The following is a 17,825-nucleotide window of genomic DNA, read 5'->3' as shown; positions in this document are numbered from 1 at the left end:
GATGCCCGGCGCCAACGCCAGCCGTTCAGGGAACGTCCGAACCGGGCACGGATTCCTTTAAAATCACGCGCCTTGCCCTTCCGATGCATGCCCGTGACCCAGCCGACGCCTCCCGCCTCCACCCCGATGACCTACCGCGACGCGGGGGTCGACATCGACGCCGGCAACGAGGTGGTCGAACGCATCAAGCCGCTGGTCCGGCGCAGCTTCCGCCCCGAGGTGATGGGCGGCCTGGGCGGTTTCGGCGCGCTGTTCGACCTGTCCGGCAAGTACAAGGAGCCCGTGCTGGTGTCGGGCACCGACGGCGTGGGCACCAAGCTCAAACTGGCCCAGCAGTTGAACCGCCACGACACCATCGGCATCGACCTGGTCGGCATGTGCGTCAACGACGTGCTGGTCCAGGGCGCGGAACCGCTGTTCTTCCTCGACTATTTCGCCACCGGCAAGCTGGACGTGGAGACCACGGTCGCGGTGGTCGGCGGCATCGCCAAGGGCTGCGAGTTGTCCGGATGCGCGCTGATCGGCGGCGAGACCGCCGAGATGCCCGACATGTACCCGCCGGGCGAATACGACCTGGCCGGCTTCACCGTCGGCGCGGTGGAGAAGTCGAAGCTGCTTGATGGCGCCAGGGTGCGCGCCGGCGATCTGCTCATCGGCATCGCCTCCAGCGGCCCGCATTCCAACGGTTATTCGCTGATCCGGCGCATCTACGATCGCGCCGGCCGTCCGGGCGATCTGGATCTGGGCGGCGTGAAGCTGGTCGACGCGCTGATGGCCCCGACCCGCCTGTACGTCAAGCCGGTGCTGGAACTGCTGAAGACACACGACATGCACGCGATGGCGCACATCACCGGTGGTGGCCTGACCGAGAACATCATCCGCGTCATTCCCGACGGCCTGGGCCTGCGCATCGACACCACCGCCTGGACCCTGCCGCCGGTGTTCGACTGGCTGCAGCGCGAAGGTGCGGTGGAAAACAACGAAATGTGGCGTACCTTCAACTGCGGTATCGGCTTCGTGCTGGTGGTCGCGCCCGGCGATGCCGCCGCGGTGGAAGCCGACCTGGCCCGCCTGCAGTTGCCGAACTGGCGCATTGGTGAAGTGACCACCGCCGGCGGCCCCGAGCGCGTGTCCATCGGCTGATTCCGATGCAGCCCGGCAAGCGGATCGCCTTCGCCACGGCGCTGGCGATCTTCGCCCTCAGCTGGATCGCGCCGCGCTGGCCGTTCGAGCAGGCGCTGCACAGCAGCCTGACCGTGGTCGGGCTGGTCTGGCTGTGGCTCCATGACCGCCGCTGGCCGATGCACACCTCGCACTTCGCGCTGATCTGCTTCTTCATCGCCCTGCACTGCATCGGCGCGCGCTGGCTGTATTCCAACGTGCCCTACGACTCGTGGGCGCACGCGCTGACCGGGCATACGCTGAGTGAACTGTTCGGCTGGCGACGCAATCATTTCGATCGCCTCATCCACCTGCTCTACGGCATCTGCTTCACCCCGGCGGTGTGGCACTGGCTGCGCCAGCGCTGGCCGCTGGCGGCCGGCCAGGGCTTCGTCATCGCGGTGATGCTGATCATGTGCACCAGCCTGCTGTACGAATGGCTGGAATGGGCGATCGCGCTGGGACTCTCGCCGGAAGCCGCCGAGTCCTACAACGGCCAGCAGGGAGATGTCTGGGATGCCCACGCCGACATGCTGCTTGCCACCCTCGGCGCGTTGGCGACGTGGCCACTGATGCGGCGCGAACGCCGGGAACCGGTCCATCCATGAGCAAGAACCGCATCGCCATCCTGGTCTCCGGCCGTGGCAGCAACCTGCAGGCGCTGCTGGACGCCATCGATGCCGGCCGGCTCGACGCCCGCATCGTGGGCGTGTTCTCCGACAGGCCCAGGGCGGCGGCGCTGGAACGCGTGCCGGAACCGCTGCGCTGGAGCGCGGACGCGCGCCGGTTTCCGGATCGCGCCGGCTTCGACGCGACGCTGGCCGATGCGGTGGACGCGGTGCGGCCCGACTGGGTGATCTGCGCCGGTTACATGCGCATCCTCGGCGAAGCGTTCATCAGCCGCTTCCGCGGCCGCCTGCTCAACATCCATCCGTCGTTGCTGCCGAAGTACCGTGGCCTGCACACCCACGCGCGCGCCCTGGAAGCCGGCGATCGCGAGCATGGCGCGAGCGTGCACTGGGTGGTGCCGGAACTGGACGCCGGGGCGGTGATCGCCCAGGCGGTCATTCCCGTGCTGCCGGGCGACAAGCCCGAGGACCTGGCCGCCCGCCTGCTGCCAAGGGAACACGCGCTGCTGGCGGCGGTGGCCGCGCTGGCGGTTTCCGGCCGTCTCACTGAACAGGGAGACGAAGCCTGGCTGGATGGTCAGCCCTTATTAAAACCCCTGTCCCTAGATTCTGCCGGTCAACTGACCCTCCCCTTCGCGACATGACGCCGCTTCCGACCCGCGCAATGCTGCTGGCCACCCTGCTGCTGATCAGCGCCCCCACGTGGGCGCTGGAGCCGTTCGTGGCCACCTACGACGCCTATCGCGCCGGCAAGCTGGCCGGCAGCGCGACCATGAAGGTGGCGCAGGTGGCCGGTGACAACCGCTGGCAGGTCGATCTGGGCGTGCGCGGTACCCGCGGCCTGGCCCGGCTGTCGGGACTGGATATCCAGCAGAGCACCCTGTTCGACACGGTCGGCACGGACTTCCGCCCGCTCAGCCAGGCCACGACCCAGAGCGCGCTTTTCACCGGCAAGAAAGTGGTCGGTGTCTATGATTGGAGCGCGCGATCGGCCCAATGGCAGGGTGATCTGAAGAAGAACCGCCGCGCGCCCGTGCCGCTGCAGCCTGGCGACATGAGCGCGTTGCTGGTCAACCTGGCGGTCATCCGCGATGCCGAACCCGGCCGCCAGTTGAACTACCGGGTGGTCGATTTCGGAAAGACCCGCGATTATCGGTACGCGGTCGCGCCGCAGACGGAAATCGTCGCGGTGGACGATCTCAGCTATGACGCCATGCGGGTGGATCGCACCAATGGCGGCAACGACGAAACCATTTTCTGGGTGGCCCAGGGCGTTCCGACGCCGATTCGCATCCTCCAGCGCGAGGATGGCGAGGACAAACTGGATCTGCGCCTGGTCGAGTACCAAGGAGTACCGTAAGCCATGAAAAAAATGTCTCCCCTCCTCCGTTTCCGCATGCCGGCGCTGGCCCTGGTGCTGGCCGTGGCCACCGCACCGGCGTGGGCCGTGGATGCTTTCACCGCGCAGTACCAGGCGAGCGCGCTGGGCATGCTCGGCGAAGGCCAGATGAGCGTTGCCGCGCAGGGCAACAACCGCTGGCAGTACAGCCTGAGCATCCGCAACCAATTGGTCGACCTGAGCCAGAAGACCGTGTTCGACGAACAGAACGGTCGCCTGCGCCCGCTGTCCAGCAGCGACAGTTCGCGCATCCTGGTCAAGAAGAAGTCCGTCGACACGGTCTACGACTGGAGCAAGTCGCAGGCCACCTGGACCGGCGACATCAAGCCGGACCGCGCCGGACCGCTCAAGCTGCAGCCCGGCGACATGGACGCGCTGCTGGTCAACCTGGCGATCGTGCGCGACGTCGCCGCCGGCAAGCCGCTGCGCTACCGCATGGTCGAAAACGGCCGCGCCAAGCCGATGAGCTACCAGGTCGCCGGCAAGGAGCAGATCACCGTGGCCGGCAAGTCCCAGGAGGCGACCAAGCTGGTGCGCACCGACGGCAACAAGCAGATGATCGTCTGGGTGGTGCCGAACATGCCGGTTCCGGCGCGCATCCTGCAGCGCGAGAATGGTCAGGACTCCATCGACCTGACCATCAAGTCCTGGCGCTGAGCCTGGCTTCAAGGCAGAAAAAAGCCCGGCATTGCCGGGCTTTTTTCTTGCGTTAGTTCCGCCGTCATTTCTTGGCGCTGGCTTCGGCTTCGTCGGCGACGGTGGTCCGGCAGTCCACCCGGATCGACTGGCCGTTGCTGCGCCAGGCATAGGAACGGCACTCACGCCGGCCTTCGGTCTGCTTCTCCACCACCACCGCGTAGAAGGCCTGCATGATTTCCTGTTCGGTGACGGTGCCGTCGCCGTTCCAGTCCATGTCCTTGTTGGAAATGCCGCTGGTGCCGGCGGCACCGGTGAAGTGCAGATAGGCCAGGATCGCCAGCAGCAAGGCGAAAAACACCAGCAGGGCCTTGCGCCGGGGCGAGAGACGGGTGCGTTTGGTTGTCGACATCGTGGCGTGCTCAGGAAATCCGGCGGATCTTGGCGCCCAGCGCGCCCAGCTTTTCTTCGATGTTCTCGTAGCCGCGATCCAGGTGGTAGATGCGGTCGATCACGGTGTCGCCCTCGGCGACCAGGCCGGCGAGGATCAGCGAGGCCGAGGCACGCAGGTCCGTGGCCATGACCGGCGCGCCACTCAGCTTCTCCACGCCGCGCACGATCGCCGTATGCCCTTCCACGCGGATGTCCGCACCCAGGCGCAGCAGCTCGTTCACGTGCATGAAGCGGTTCTCGAAGATGGTCTCGTTGATCACGCCCACACCCTCGGCCACGCAATTCAGCGCCATCAGCTGCGCCTGCATGTCGGTCGGGAACGCCGGATACGGCGCGGTGGTCAGGCTGACCGCGCGCGGACGCCTGCCCTGCATGTCCAGGCTGATGCTGTCTTCGGTCGTCTCGATGGATGCGCCGGCCTCGCTCAGCTTGTCCAGCACGGCGTCGAGGGTATCGCCACGGGCGCGGCGGGCGATGATGCGGCCGCCGGTCATCGCCGCGGCCACCAGGAACGTGCCGGTCTCGATGCGGTCCGGCAGCACCGCGTGGCGGCCACCGTTGAGGCGCTCGACACCACGGATGACGATGCGCGGCGTACCGGCGCCCTCGATGTCCGCGCCCAGCGCGATCAGGCAGTTGGCCAGATCGGTGATTTCGGGTTCCATCGCGGCGTTCTCGAGCACCGTGGTGCCGTCGGCCAGCGTGGCGGCCATCAGCACGTTCTCGGTGCCGGTGACGGTGACCATGTCGAACACGTAGCGACCGCCCTTCAGGCGCTTGGCCTTGGCCTTCACGTAGCCGTTCTCGACCACGATATCGGCGCCCAGCGCCTGCAGTCCCTTGATGTGCTGGTCGACCGGACGCGAACCGATCGCGCAGCCACCCGGCAGCGAGACTTCCGCCGCGCCGTACTTGGCCAGCAACGGGCCCAGCACCAGGATCGAGGCGCGCATGGTCTTGACCAGTTCGTACGGCGCCACGTGCTGGTTGACGCTGCGTGGATCGACGGTGATGCCGCTGCCGCGCGACAGCGTGCCTTCGTCGATGCTGATGCCCGCGCCCAGCTCGCCGAGCAGCTTGATGGTGGTGACCACGTCATGCAGGTGCGGCACGTTGGTGATTTCCACCGGCGCGTCGGCGAGCAAGGTGGCGCAAAGAATCGGCAATACCGCGTTCTTGGCGCCGGAAATGGTGACTTCACCCTGGAGCGGGATACCGCCGGTCACTACGATTTTCTGCATGGATCACTCGAATGGGATGAGGGTGACGGGAAGATGCGATTGAAGAGAGGAGCGCCCGGCTCATTCGCCGGGACGGGTCCGGTGCTGCTCGGCGTCGTCGTGGATGTCGTACCACTCCGCCTTGGAACCGACAAAGATGTGCATCGACGGCCCGGCCGACAAGGGGGTATCCAGCGTTCCCACCCGCAGCCGCAGCATTTCCGGCATGGTGTCGCGACGACTGTACAACGGCGACGCGCAGCGCCGGCAGAACATCCGGTGGACGCCGGGCGAGGATTCGTAGCCGGCCAGCCATTCCGCGCCTTCCAGCAACTCGAAATCACCGGTGGCGATCGGCACCACCGCCTGGAAAGCCGAACCGTTGGCCTTGCGGCAGCGCGAGCAATGGCAGACCACCATCGCCCCCGGTTCACCGCGCACCTGGTAGCGGATGCCTCCGCACAGGCAACTGCCGGAAAGCGCGGGTGCCGTTGGCGCGGTCATCCGGCTTATTTGCCGTCCGGGGTGACCGTCTTCAGGGCCAGCGCGTGGATGGCGCCTCCCATCAGATCGCCCAGGGTGGCGTAGACCATCCGGTGCCGGGCCAGCGGCAACTTGCCGCGGAAGGCTTCCGCCACCACCGTCGCCTCGAAGTGCACGCCGTCCTCGCCCTCGACCTGCGCCTGCGCGCCAGGGAGGCCGGATTCGATGAGTTTACGGATGGTTTCGGCGTCCAACGGGCATTTCCTAATAAAATGGCCGCCTATTCTACTCCCGGCACGACGCGCGCATGCCCCAGACGCTTCCCCACAACCCGGCCGTGCAGGACGCCCAACTGGCCGCCAGCGGGCGACGCGTGATCGACATCGAGGCACAGGCGCTGACCGCGCTGGCCAGCCGGCTCGATGGCAGTTTCTCCACGGCCTGCCAGGCGATCCTGGCCAGCCGCGGCCGGGTCGTGGCGACCGGCATGGGCAAGTCCGGGCATATCGCCCGCAAGATCGCCGCCACCCTCGCCTCCACCGGCACCCCGGCCTTCTACGTGCATCCCGGTGAGGCCGGACACGGCGATCTGGGCATGATCACCGACGCCGACGTGGTGCTGGCGATCTCCTATTCCGGCGAATCGGACGAACTGCTGATGTTGCTGCCGGTGCTCAAGCGCCAGGGCAACACCGTCATCGCCATGACCGGCCGGCCGGGTTCCACGCTCGCGCGCGAATCCAGCCTGCACCTGGACGTGAGCGTGCCGGCCGAAGCCTGCCCGCTCGACCTGGCCCCGACCAGCAGCACCACCGCGACCCTGGCGATGGGCGACGCGCTGGCGGTGGCCCTGCTGGAAGCCCGCGGCTTCACCGCCGACGACTTCGCCCGCTCCCACCCGGCCGGCAGCCTTGGCCGCCGTCTGCTGCTGCACATCACCGACGTCATGCACGCCGGCGCCGACGTGCCGCGGGTCGGCGAAGACGCCACCCTCAGCGAAGCCCTGATGGAAATGAGCCGCAAGCGCCTGGGCATGACCGCGGTGGTCGACGCCGACGGGCGCCTGGCCGGGCTGTTCACCGATGGCGACCTGCGCCGGACCCTGGACAATCCCGGACTGGACATCCGCCACGCGCGCATCGCCGAGCTGATGACCCGCCAGCCCAAGACCATCGGCGCCGACCAGCTGGCCGTGGAAGCGGCCCGGATGATGGAAACCCATAAAATCAGCGGCCTGATCGTGGTCGACGCTGAACAGCGGCCGGTCGGAGCCCTTAACATTCATGACCTGTTGCGCGCACGCGTGGTCTAAGGTGCGCTGATAGCCGGAAGAGGTTGCCGGGGATCGCCATTCCCTGTCCTTCCGGCCCTTTCCCGTCGCGCCGCGCCCGCTTGCCCTGATTCACGGCTCCCTGATTCCCCTCTTCCAGCACACGCCATGCCCCTGTCCCACCTCGCCGACGTCGACGATGCCCTGATTGCCCGCGCCCGCCAGGTGCGGCTGGCCTGCTTCGACGTCGACGGCACGCTGACCGACGGGCGCCTGGTCTACGACGACGAGGGCCGTGAATCCAAGGCGTTCCACATCCACGACGGCCAGGGCCTGGTGCTGCTGCGCCGGGCCGGCATCGAAGTGGCCCTGATCACCGCGCGCCACAGTCCCGCCGCCGAACGCCGCGCGCGCGAACTGGGCGTACGCATCCACGCCGGGGTCAAGGACAAGCTGGCCCAGGTCGACGCCCTGTGCGCCGAACTGGGGCTGGAACGCGTCCAGGTGGCCTTCATGGGCGACGATCTGCCGGACCTGCCGCCACTGCGCGCGGTCGGACTGGCCATCGCCCCGGCCGACGCCCACGCCTGGACCGCCCGCCACGCCCACTGGCGCACCCGCGCCCGCGCCGGCCGTGGCGCCGCCCGCGAGGCCTGCGACCTGTTGCTGGGCGCGCAGGGTCAGGCCGCTGGCCTGCGGGAAGGCATCGCATGAACTGGCGCCTGAGCCTTGGCCTGGTCCTGCTGGTGGCCGCCATCTTCAGCGGCTGGTCGGCCTGGAAGCAGCGCGCGCGCCCGGAAGCCGCCGCCGGCGGGCCGGACCGATCCGACTACGTGATGCACGATTTCGAGATCGTCGCCCTCGACAAGCAGGGCAAGGAAGCGGTCACCTTGCGGGCGCCGGAAATGCACCGCAATCCCGCCGACCAGAGCCTGTCGATCACCACGCCGCTGTTCCTGCTGCCCGACAATGCCGGCAAGTACTGGCAGATGCGCTCCAAGACCGGCTGGATGAGCCCGGACCACTCCCAGTTGCGGCTGCTCACCGACGTCCAGGGCACCAGCCCGTCCGATGCGCCGCCGCCGACGGCCTTCCGCACCGAGCGGCTGGACATCTTCCCGGACAAGAACCTGGCGACCACCGAGCTTCCGGTCACCATCACCCGGCCCGGTTCTATACTCAGCGGGGTAGGCTTCGAAACCCACCTCAAGAACAAAACCTACGAATTCAAATCCCAGGTCAAAAGTGTCTATGCACCCAAGTCTGCGCGCTAGCGCCCTGCTGCTTCCGCTCCTGCTGGCCTGCGCCGCGGCCTGGGCCAAGTCGTCCGATCGCAACCAGGAAATGGTCATCGATGCCGGCCACCAGAACGGCTCTTACGAAGGCAACAGCAAGATCATGCTGAGCAAGGGCGTGACCGTCACCCAGGGTTCGCTGGACATCCGCTCCAGCACCGGCGAGATCTACATGAACGACGGCGAGATCTCGCGCGCCGTGTTCACCGGCAAGCAGGTCAAGCTGAAACAGCAGATGGACGACGGCTCCTGGATGGACGCCACCGCCGATCGCGTCGAGTACGACATGACGTCCGAGACCATCACCTTCATCGGCAACTACACGGTGAAGTCGCCGCGCGGCTCCAACAGCGGCCAGAAGATGGTCTACAACACCAAGACCGGCAACATGGAAAGCGGCGGCGACGGCACCCGCGTGCGCACCGTGATCAAGCCGAAGTCGGCGCAGCCGCAGGGTACCAAGTGATGCTGACCGCAAATGGGCTGCGCAAGACCTACCGCCAGCGCAAGGTCGTCAGCGACTTCGGACTGAGCCTGGAAGCCGGCGAGGTGGTCGGCCTGCTGGGCCCCAACGGCGCCGGCAAGACCACCTGCTTCTACATGATCGTCGGCCTGGTCGCCGCCGACGCGGGCAAGATCGAACTGGACGGACAGGACATCACCGCCGAGCCGATGTACCGGCGCGCCAAGCTCGGCGTGGGCTACCTGCCGCAGGAACCCTCGGTGTTCCGCAAGCTGACCGTGGCCGACAACATCCGCCTGGTGCTGGAACTGCGCGAGGACCTGGACCAGGCCGGCATCGAGAAGGAACTGGCCTCGCTGCTGGACGAACTGCAGATCGGCCACGTCTCCGAGCAACTGGGCGCCAGTCTGTCCGGCGGCGAACGTCGGCGCTGCGAAATCGCCCGGGCGCTGGCCGCACGGCCGCGCCTGATGCTGCTGGACGAGCCATTCGCCGGCGTGGACCCCATCTCGGTCGGCGAGATCCAGCGCATCGTCAAGCACCTCAAGAACCGCGGCATCGGCGTGCTGATCACCGACCACAACGTGCGCGAGACCTTGGGAATCTGCGACCGGGCGTATATCCTCAACGAAGGCAGCGTGCTGGCGCAGGGGGCACCGGACGCGTTGCTGGCCAATCCGGACGTGCGGCGCGTGTACCTGGGGGAAACTTTCCGTCTCTGAGGGCGATGCCGCACCATCCGGACCGCAGGCCATGCCGTCGCCTTCGGACATCGGATGAAACCACGCCTCCAGACATCGCTGGGACAGCAACTGGTCATGACGCCGCAGCTGCGTCAGGCCATCCGCTTGCTGCAGATGTCGACCGCGGAGCTGGAGGTGGAAATCACCCAGGCCGTGGAATCCAACCCCCTGCTGGACTGGGCCGACGACGCCCCCGCCACCGGCGAAGACGGTCCGCCGGCCGAGGCCGAGCGCGGCAGCCAGGAAGAATCCCGCCACGACGGGGATGGAAGCTCCGGCGATGACGACTGGGCGCCGGACGAAGGGCCCTGGGCCTCTTCCGGCGGCGGTTCCTTCGACGATGACGATCCCGGCAGCGCCGCCGAGCGGATCGCCGAAGCCGACACCCTGCGCGACCACCTGCTCTGGCAGCTCCACCTATCGCACCTGTCGCCGCGGGATCGCCGCATCGGCAGCGCGCTGATTGATGCCCTGGAGGAGGACGGTTACCTGCGCGAACCGCTCTCCGGCATCGCCGAAACCCTGAAGCCGGATCTGGAAGCCAGCGAGGACGAGATCAGCGTGGTGCTGCACCAGTTGCAGCGCTTCGATCCGGTCGGCGTGGGCGCCCGCAACCTGGGCGAATGCCTGCGCCTGCAATTGCTGGTGCTCAGCGACGACACGCCCGGCAAGGCACTGGCGATGCGCATCGCCGACGGCCCGCTGGATCGGCTGCCGCGCAGCGGCGTGGCCGGCATCGCCACCGAGCTCAGGCAACCGCTGGTCGAGGTGGAAACCGCAGTCGCCCTGCTGCGCACCCTGGATCCCAAGCCCGGCGCGCAGATCGGCGAGCTCGGCAGCGATACCTACGTGGTGCCCGACTGCGTGGTCTGGCGCCAGCGCGGCGTCTGGCGGGCGGCCCTGGCCGGCAACAACCTGCCCCGGATCGGTATCCATCGCGGCTACGAACAGATGATCCGGCGCTGCGGCGAGAGCGACGCCGGCTACCTCAAGGGGCAACTGCAGGAAGCCCGCTGGCTGCTCAAGAGCCTGGAGGCGCGCGGCGAGACCCTGCTCAAGGTCACCCGCTGCCTGATCCGCGAGCAGGCCGGCTTCCTGGAATTCGGCGAACAGGCGCTGCGCCCGCTGACCCTGCGCGAGGTCGCCAGCGAGGTCGGCCTACACGAATCCACGGTTTCACGGGCGATCGCGCGCAAGTACGTGCGTACGCCGCGTGGAACCTTGCCGCTGCGGGCCTTCTTCGCCTCGGGCATCGACACCGAGGGCGGCGGCGAGGCGTCCAGCACCGCCATCCAGGCCATGATCCGCCGCCTGATCGAACAGGAAAATCCGCGCAAACCCTTGTCCGACGCCAAGCTCGCGGACCTGTTGAAGGCCTCCGGCATCCCGGTGGCGCGGCGTACGGTCGCCAAATACCGTGAAGCCCTGCACATCCTTTCGTCGCACGAACGCGTGCGCCTGGACTGAATCCGCGTTTTTCCTTCGCACCGCTTGATCACGGTCGGGATCAGGCCCATCTTGTCAGTGCGGCGTTTGGCCGCGTTGACGGAGATGTCCTGGAACCCAAGCCTGATTCCGTTGTCACAGATACACGACAACGCGTTCTCAGCAGTGCCGACAGCACTGCATCACCGACAGAAGGAGGCAAGCGATGCGTATCGAGACCTACGGGCATGAAATCGAAGTCACCCCCGCCCTGCGCGAATACGTGGAAACCAAGCTGAAGCGCCTGGAGCGCCATTTCGACCAACCCTTCGAAGTCCGTACCCAACTCTGTACGCGCAAACCCGACTACGTCGCCGAAGCGACCGTCTCCCTCGCGGGCCGTACCCTCCATGCCGACGCCGGTGCGCAGACCATGTACGCCGCCATCGACATCCTGGCTGACAAGCTCGATCGCCTGCTGGTCAAGCACAAGGAAAAGAAGACCGACGTGCAGCGCGGCCTCCGCGTGGAAGCCGTCGGCTGAGGCAATTCCCGCCCCCAACCGCCCTTGCCTGCGACCATCGCGGTCCGGGCAGGGGCGCAGTAGCAGCATTCTTCACGCTGCATTAGCAGTTCCCATCCCTCCGGATTACACTCCCCCTGCCTGCGCCGTCCGCGCCCGGCGGGTCGCACCGACGCACCCGTCCCGTGCGCACGCCAGTACGACGACGCGCCGCATCTTCCCACTTCCCCGTCCGTCCTCGCATGATGAACACCAGTATCACCGCACGCGAACTGTTCGAGCAGCAGAAGGAGAAGCTGGCCCTGCGCTGGGTGGCCGGACAGAAGGGCGAGAACCGGATCCTCGAAGCCGGCGACACGATCGCGCGGCGTCCGTCGCTGGCCGGCTATCTCAACGCGGTCTATCCCAACAAGGTGCAGATCCTGGGTACCGAGGAACTGACCTGGCTGGATTCGCTGGATTCGCGCCAGCGCTGGGAAACCATCGAGAAGATCGTCCAGTTCCGGCCGTTGGCGCTGGTCATCAGCAAGAACCAGCAGTGCCCGGAGGATCTGCGCGAGGCGGCGAACGAAACCGATACGCCGCTGTGGATCTCGCCCAAGCGCGGCCATGAGCTGCTCAACCACCTCTCCTACCACCTTGCGCGCACGCTGGCGCCGCGGGTGACGCTGCACGGCGTGTTCATGGAGATCTATTCGATCGGCGTGCTGATCACCGGCGAAGCCGGTTCCGGCAAGAGCGAACTGGCGCTGGAGCTGTTGAGCCGCGGCCACCGCCTGGTGGCCGACGACGCGCCCGAGTTCACCCAGATCGCGCCGGACGTGCTCGACGGCACCTGCCCCGAGCTGTTGCAGGATCTGCTCGAGGTACGCGGGCTGGGCGTGCTCAACGTGCGCGAGATGTTCGGCGACACCGCGGTGAAGAAGAACAAGTACCTGCGCCTGATCGTGCATCTGACCCGGCCGATGACCGAACCCAACCCGCACGGCTACGAACGCCTGACCGGCGACTCCGGCACCCGTCACGTGCTGGATCTCGATGTGCCGCTGATTACCCTGCCGGTGATGCCGGGCCGCAACCTGGCCGTGCTGACCGAGGCCGCCACCCGCCTGCACATCCTGCGCACCAAGGGCATCGATCCCGCGGCGATGTTCATCGCCCGCCACAGCAACCTGCTGGAGCGGAGCACGCCATGAACCTGCCGGAAGAGGACATCCCCCCGGCGGTGCGCGCGGCACCCCCGACCGTGGTCATCGTCAGCGGCCTGTCCGGCTCGGGCAAGTCGGTGGCGCTGAAGACCTTCGAGGATCTGGACTACTACTGCGTCGACAACCTGCCGGTGGAACTGCTGCCGCCGTTCGTGCGCAGCCTGATGAAAGGCGACACCCTGCCGCAGAAGATCGCGGTCGGCATCGACGCCCGCAGCGGCCACGCCGAATTGGGCAAGCTGGCGCAGTGGCGCGCGGCGCTGGCGCAACTGGGCCTGGAAGGGACGCTGCTGTTCTTCGACGCCGCCGACGACATCCTGCTGCGGCGCTATTCCGACACCCGCCGCCGGCATCCGCTCAGCCACAGCCATACCGGCCTGTCGCTGCAGGAAGCCATCCGCCGCGAGCGCGAGGTCACCGCGCCGCTGCGCGAGGCGGCCGATGTCGTCATCGACACCAGCCAGCTCAACGTGCACCAGCTGCGCCGCCGCATCATCGCCGAATTCGCGCTCAACCGCGGCGCGGCGCTGTCGCTGCTGTTCGAGTCCTTCGCCTACAAGCGCGGCGTGCCGGCCGACGCCGATTTCGTGTTCGACGCGCGGGTGCTGCCCAACCCGCACTGGAATCCGGAACTGCGCCCGTATTCCGGGCGTGATGCGAAGGTGCGCGAGTACCTGCGCTCCCAGGCGGAGGTCTCCGAATACGTCGGCCAGGTCAGCCAGTTCCTCGATACCTGGTTGCCGCGCCTGCGCGGGGAGACCCGCAGCTACGTGACCATCGCCTTCGGTTGCACCGGCGGCAAGCACCGCTCGGTCTACCTGGCCGAGACCCTCGCCCAGCACGCCCGCAACCAGGGCTGGGAAGAAGTCGCCACCTTCCACCGGGAACTCGACTAGGCATCCACCAGCGCCGAGGGCAACCGTCCCGCCTCGTCTTGACCCACCCTTCACGCGCAACGCCGCGTCCCGCGAAAACCGCTTCCGGCTTGTCATCCCGGTCTGTTAACGTTCCGGAATGGCTTGTGGCATCCTCCTGATCACCCATCCCGGCATCGGCGCGTCGGTCCTGGCCGTCGCGGCGACCCTGTTGCGCCAACTGCCGTTGAAGGCGGAAGCCTTCGAGGTGCCGTTCGACGCCGACCTGGACGCCTTGCTGCCGCAGGCATCGGCCGCGCTGCGACGGGTCGACGCTGGCGATGGCGTGCTGGTGCTGACCGATCTGTACGGCGCCAGCCCCAGCAATCTCGCCGGCAGGCTGGCGCGCCTGGGCACGCCGATCCGGCGGGTGTCCGCATTGAGCCTGCCGATGCTGTTGCGGGTGATGAACTATTCGGAACAGGGACTGGACGAACTGCCGGCGACCGCGGCCGCCGGCGCACGCAACGGAGTCATCCACGACGATGCTTGAACGCGAACTCACCGTTTCCAACCGCCTGGGCCTGCACGCCCGCGCCACCGCCAAGCTGGTCCAGGCCCTGGCCGGCTTCCGCTGCAACGTGACGCTGGCCGCCAAGGGACGCGAGGTCAACGCCAAGAGCATCATGGGCGTGATGCTGCTGGCCGCCGGCCAGGGCACGCCGGTGATCGTGCGCGTGGACGGCGAGGACGAGAGCGCCGCGATGGACGCGGTCGCCGCCCTGTTCGAACGACGGTTCGACGAGGACGCCTGATGCGGACGCTGCTGTCGGGCCATGGCGCATCGCGCGGAAGCGCGCTGGGGCGCGCCCGGGTCCGCATGCCGCACGCACTGGAAGTCGCCGAGCAGCGCATCCACGCCAACCAGGTGGAAGCCGAGCTGCAACGCCTGCACGTGGCGGTCGACGCCACCCGCGAAGAGATGCACCGGCTGCGCGATCGCCTGCATGGTGCGCTGGCGCGGGAAGTCGGCGAGTTCCTCGACCTGCACGCCCTGCTGCTGGACGACCCCGAACTGCTGTACGGCCTGGACGAGCTGATCCGCACCGGCCGCTATAGCGCGGACTATGCGCTGCGCCTGCAGCGGGATCGGCTGGCGGCGGTGTTCGAGGGCATGGACGATGCCTACCTGAAGAGCCGGATGGACGATCTCGACCACGTGATCGGCCGCATCCACGCCCATCTCCAGCAGCGCGCGGTCGATGCCGAGGGCGTGGCCGGCGACATCCTGGTCTGCGACAACATCGCCCCGTCAGAACTGGCGCAGCTGCAATCGCAGGGCGTGGTCGCGATCGTCACCGCCGCCGGCAGCACGCTCTCGCACAGCGCGATCCTGGCGCGCAGCCTGCACATGCCGCTGGTGGTCGGCGCGGCCCAGGCGCTGCAGCGGGTCAACGATGGCGACGCCCTGATCGTCGACGGCGCCACCGGCCGGGTGGTGGTCGAACCGAACGCGGCGGACCTGCGCGGCTACCGCGATCGCCTGCGCAAGGCCGCGCGCGAGGAACGCGAGCTGGGCCGGCTGCGGTCCAAGCCCAGCCGCACCCGCGACGGCATGGACATCGCGCTGTACGCCAATGCCGAATCGCTCGACGACGTGGCGCGCGCGCATGCGCTGGGCGCGGCCGGCGTGGGGCTGTACCGCACCGAATTCCTGTTCCTGCAGCGCAATGAGTTGCCGGACGAGGACGAGCAGTTCCGCGCCTACCGCGACGTGGTGCTGGGCATGAGCGGCCGGCCGGTCACCATCCGCACCCTGGATCTGGGTGCCGACAAGGCCGACCGCACCGGGCTGGTGCTGGACGACGAGGACAACCCCGCGCTCGGCCTGCGCGGAGTGCGCCTGTCGCTGGCCCGGGACGGCGTGTTCGATACCCAACTGCGCGCCATCCTGCGCGCGTCGGCCTACGGCCCGGTGCGCATCCTGATCCCGATGATCAGCAGTCGCGAGGAGATCCTGGCCATCCGGCGACTGATCAAGCGCGTCTCCACCCAGTTGCGCAAGCGTGGGCTGGAGATCGCCGGCCAGGTGCAACTGGGCGCGATGATCGAGGTGCCGGCGGCGGCGATCGCCATGCACGGCTTCGTCGACGTGGTCGATTTCGTTTCCATCGGCACCAATGATCTGGTGCAGTACCTGTTGGCCGCCGATCGCAACAACGAGGCCCTGGGCGAACTGTATTCGCCGCTGCACCCGGGCGTGATCCGGCTGCTGCGGCACGTGATCGCCATTGGCCAGGCCCATGAAGTGCCGGTGGCCGTGTGCGGCGAAATGGCCGGCGACCCTCGGCTGGCACCGTTGCTGCTGGCGCTGGGGCTGCGGGAATTCAGCCTGCACCCCAACACCCTGCTGGAACTGCGCCGGGTCATCCGCGGCAGCGACTGGGAAGCCCTGCAGGCCTCCACCGACAAGCTGCTCAAGGCCCGCGATCGCGCCGGCATCGAGCGCTGGCTGAAGTCCGCCTCCGCCTGATCGCGGCGGCCGCGCGGAAAATGCCCCGCATGGGGTGTCCATAATCTCAATGGCAAGCGATAATGGCGCGATGAACATCTGATGCCACGGTCGCATCCGTCCCGCGGATCGGCCCCGTTTCGGAGCACTGCATGGCCGAAGCCGTCCGCCACGACAAGACCGCGCGTCAACTGCGCCTGCTCTCCGACGCCCTCGACAGCGGCCGGCTGGGGCCGGTGCGTCGACTCGTCAACACCCTCGCCCCCGCCGAAATCGGCAACCTGCTCGAATCGCTGCCGCCCGGCAAGCGCGAGGTGGTGTGGGGCCTGGTGGACGCCGAGGACGACGGCGAGGTGCTGGTCCACGTCGGCGACGAGGTCCGCGAGAGCCTGCTGGCGGAGATGGACCCGGACGAAATCGTCGCCGCGGTCGAAGACCTGGACATCGACGATCTGGCCGATCTGGTCGAGGACCTGCCGGACACCGTCATCGACGAAGTCCTCAAGTCGATGGACCGGGAGAACCGCGAGCGGCTGGAGCAGGTGCTGTCCTACCCGGAGGACTCCGCGGGCCGCCTGATGAACCCGGACGTGGTGACCGTGCGCGCCGACGTCAACGTCGACGTGGTGCTGCGCTACCTGCGCCTGCGCGGCGAACTGCCGGACCACACCGATCACCTGTTCGTGGTCAGCCGCCGCCACCAGTACCTGGGCCGGGTCTCGCTGGCCTCGCTGGTCACCCACGAGGACAGCACGCCGATCAATCGCCTGATCGACGACGAGCAACCGGCCATCGACGTCGGCGAGAGCGCCGAGGAAGTCGCCCGCCAGTTCTCCGACCACGACTGGATTTCCGCGCCGGTGGTGGACGACAACAACATCCTGCTCGGCCGCATCACCATCGACGACGTGGTCGACATCATCCGCGAAACGGCCGAGCACCAGGCGCTGGGCGCCGCCGGCCTGGACGAGGACGAGGATCTGTTCTCGCCGGTGCGGCGCGCGTTCCGGCGCCGCCTGATCTGGCTGGGCATCAACCTGTGCACGGCCTTCCTCGCCGCCAGCGTGGTCGGCCAGTTCGAGGGCAGCATCGCCAAGCTGGTCGCGCTGGCCGCGCTGATGCCGATCGTCGCCGGCATGGGCGGCAACGCCGGCACCCAGGTGCTGGCGCTGATGGTGCGCGGCCTGGCGCTGGGCCAGATCGGCGCGTCCAACGTGATGACGCTGCTGAAGAAGGAATTGGCGGTCGCGCTGATCAACGGCCTGTGCCTGGGCGTGGGCCTGGGCATCATCGTGTTCCTGTGGTTCCGCCAGCCCGGCCTGTCGCTGGTCATCGGCAGCGCCCTGACCATCAACCTGTTGACCGCGGCGACCGCCGGCGTGCTGGTGCCGCTGACGCTCAAGCGGCTCGGCTTCGACCCGGCGCTGGCCGGCGGCGTCATCCTCACCACCGTCACCGACGTGATGGGCTTCCTCAGCTTCCTGGGCCTGGCCACGGTCATCCTGTTGCAGTGATCACGCGGCTGCGCCACCCTGCGCCCGGCGGCGCATA

Annotated in this window: 22 protein-coding genes; 18 read left to right on the top strand and 4 right to left on the bottom strand. The window is 67.9% G+C overall.

Going from position 1 to position 17,825, the window contains the following annotated elements; genetic code table 11:
- The first annotated feature begins 126 nt into the window (after window positions 1-126).
- From purM to IB228_RS01610, 5 genes are read left to right on the top strand one after another with little or no spacing between them, the layout of a single operon-like run.
- Entirely contained in the window at window positions 127-1,143 is a 1,017-nt protein-coding gene (gene purM, locus IB228_RS01630; RefSeq protein WP_192197832.1) for a phosphoribosylformylglycinamidine cyclo-ligase, read from the top strand.
- Between the two features lie 5 nt (window positions 1,144-1,148).
- Entirely contained in the window at window positions 1,149-1,769 is a 621-nt protein-coding gene (locus IB228_RS01625) for a DUF2238 domain-containing protein (protein WP_192197381.1), read from the top strand.
- A complete protein-coding gene (gene purN / locus IB228_RS01620) occupies window positions 1,766-2,434 on the top strand; it encodes a phosphoribosylglycinamide formyltransferase (RefSeq protein ID WP_192197380.1) in 669 nt (222 codons plus the stop codon). The genes IB228_RS01625 and purN overlap by 4 nt, the downstream gene beginning before the upstream one ends.
- 20 nt (window positions 2,435-2,454) lie before the next feature.
- Complete coding sequence (locus tag IB228_RS01615; RefSeq protein WP_225562184.1) at window positions 2,455-3,150, top strand: DUF3108 domain-containing protein; 696 nt, start codon at window positions 2,455-2,457, stop codon at window positions 3,148-3,150.
- Between the two features lie 12 nt (window positions 3,151-3,162).
- Window positions 3,163-3,846 (top strand): DUF3108 domain-containing protein, encoded by a 684-nt coding sequence (locus IB228_RS01610; protein ID WP_183643724.1) that lies wholly within the window; start codon window positions 3,163-3,165, stop codon window positions 3,844-3,846.
- Window positions 3,847-3,910: 64 nt separating this feature from the next.
- Here IB228_RS01610 and IB228_RS01605 read toward each other — a convergent pair whose 3' ends face one another.
- From IB228_RS01605 to IB228_RS01590, 4 genes are read right to left on the bottom strand one after another with little or no spacing between them, the layout of a single operon-like run.
- Entirely contained in the window at window positions 3,911-4,237 is a 327-nt protein-coding gene (locus IB228_RS01605) for an EF-hand domain-containing protein (protein WP_183643727.1), read from the bottom strand.
- Between the two features lie 10 nt (window positions 4,238-4,247).
- Complete coding sequence (gene murA / locus IB228_RS01600) at window positions 4,248-5,519, bottom strand: UDP-N-acetylglucosamine 1-carboxyvinyltransferase (RefSeq protein ID WP_183643730.1); 1,272 nt, start codon at window positions 5,517-5,519, stop codon at window positions 4,248-4,250.
- A 60-nt stretch (window positions 5,520-5,579) separates the two neighbouring features.
- Complete coding sequence (locus IB228_RS01595; RefSeq protein ID WP_183643734.1) at window positions 5,580-6,002, bottom strand: GFA family protein; 423 nt, start codon at window positions 6,000-6,002, stop codon at window positions 5,580-5,582.
- Window positions 6,003-6,007: 5 nt separating this feature from the next.
- Complete coding sequence (locus tag IB228_RS01590; RefSeq protein ID WP_141453755.1) at window positions 6,008-6,235, bottom strand: BolA/IbaG family iron-sulfur metabolism protein; 228 nt, start codon at window positions 6,233-6,235, stop codon at window positions 6,008-6,010.
- A 53-nt stretch (window positions 6,236-6,288) separates the two neighbouring features.
- Between IB228_RS01590 and IB228_RS01585 the strand changes: the two genes are divergently transcribed.
- The 13 genes from IB228_RS01585 (at window position 6,289) to mgtE (ending at window position 17,788) form a co-directional block, all read left to right on the top strand.
- Entirely contained in the window at window positions 6,289-7,293 is a 1,005-nt protein-coding gene (locus IB228_RS01585) for a KpsF/GutQ family sugar-phosphate isomerase (protein ID WP_183643738.1), read from the top strand.
- Window positions 7,294-7,419: 126 nt separating this feature from the next.
- On the top strand, window positions 7,420-7,965 hold the full coding sequence (locus IB228_RS01580; protein WP_183643741.1) for an HAD family hydrolase: 546 nt from the start codon (window positions 7,420-7,422) through the stop codon (window positions 7,963-7,965).
- A complete protein-coding gene (gene lptC / locus IB228_RS01575; protein ID WP_183643744.1) occupies window positions 7,962-8,525 on the top strand; it encodes an LPS export ABC transporter periplasmic protein LptC in 564 nt (187 codons plus the stop codon). Before IB228_RS01580 ends, lptC begins: the two co-directional genes overlap by 4 nt.
- The gene (lptA, locus tag IB228_RS01570) at window positions 8,503-9,012 is read left to right on the top strand and encodes a lipopolysaccharide transport periplasmic protein LptA (protein ID WP_141453759.1); all 510 of its coding nucleotides are present in this window, start codon (window positions 8,503-8,505) and stop codon (window positions 9,010-9,012) included. The genes lptC and lptA overlap by 23 nt, the downstream gene beginning before the upstream one ends.
- Window positions 9,012-9,731, top strand: coding sequence for an LPS export ABC transporter ATP-binding protein (gene lptB, locus IB228_RS01565; protein WP_183643747.1), 720 nt, complete (start codon window positions 9,012-9,014; stop codon window positions 9,729-9,731). Before lptA ends, lptB begins: the two co-directional genes overlap by 1 nt.
- A gap of 54 nt (window positions 9,732-9,785) precedes the next feature.
- On the top strand, window positions 9,786-11,219 hold the full coding sequence (locus tag IB228_RS01560) for an RNA polymerase factor sigma-54 (RefSeq protein ID WP_183643750.1): 1,434 nt from the start codon (window positions 9,786-9,788) through the stop codon (window positions 11,217-11,219).
- Window positions 11,220-11,403: 184 nt separating this feature from the next.
- Entirely contained in the window at window positions 11,404-11,721 is a 318-nt protein-coding gene (raiA, locus tag IB228_RS01555) for a ribosome-associated translation inhibitor RaiA (RefSeq protein WP_141453762.1), read from the top strand.
- Window positions 11,722-11,945: 224 nt separating this feature from the next.
- Window positions 11,946-12,896 carry an HPr(Ser) kinase/phosphatase gene (gene hprK / locus IB228_RS01550; protein WP_183643753.1) on the top strand — a complete coding sequence of 317 codons (951 nt, stop codon included), beginning with the start codon at window positions 11,946-11,948 and terminating at the stop codon, window positions 12,894-12,896.
- Window positions 12,897-12,925: 29 nt separating this feature from the next.
- Window positions 12,926-13,804, top strand: coding sequence for an RNase adapter RapZ (gene rapZ, locus IB228_RS01545; protein ID WP_192197831.1), 879 nt, complete (start codon window positions 12,926-12,928; stop codon window positions 13,802-13,804).
- A gap of 118 nt (window positions 13,805-13,922) precedes the next feature.
- Window positions 13,923-14,315 carry a PTS fructose IIA subunit family protein gene (locus tag IB228_RS01540; RefSeq protein WP_183643756.1) on the top strand — a complete coding sequence of 131 codons (393 nt, stop codon included), beginning with the start codon at window positions 13,923-13,925 and terminating at the stop codon, window positions 14,313-14,315.
- A complete protein-coding gene (locus IB228_RS01535) occupies window positions 14,308-14,577 on the top strand; it encodes an HPr family phosphocarrier protein (protein WP_141453765.1) in 270 nt (89 codons plus the stop codon). Before IB228_RS01540 ends, IB228_RS01535 begins: the two co-directional genes overlap by 8 nt.
- On the top strand, window positions 14,577-16,295 hold the full coding sequence (gene ptsP, locus IB228_RS01530; protein ID WP_192197378.1) for a phosphoenolpyruvate--protein phosphotransferase: 1,719 nt from the start codon (window positions 14,577-14,579) through the stop codon (window positions 16,293-16,295). Before IB228_RS01535 ends, ptsP begins: the two co-directional genes overlap by 1 nt.
- 131 nt (window positions 16,296-16,426) lie before the next feature.
- A complete protein-coding gene (gene mgtE, locus IB228_RS01525) occupies window positions 16,427-17,788 on the top strand; it encodes a magnesium transporter (protein WP_141453767.1) in 1,362 nt (453 codons plus the stop codon).
- The last annotated feature ends 37 nt before the right edge of the window (window positions 17,789-17,825 follow it).

This window comes from Pseudoxanthomonas sp. PXM04 (assembly GCF_014851695.1).
GTDB lineage: Bacteria > Pseudomonadota > Gammaproteobacteria > Xanthomonadales > Xanthomonadaceae > Pseudoxanthomonas_A > Pseudoxanthomonas_A beigongshangi.
The sequence above is the reverse complement of the archived record's forward strand: the minus strand, read 5'-3'. Positions and strand labels throughout refer to the sequence as shown.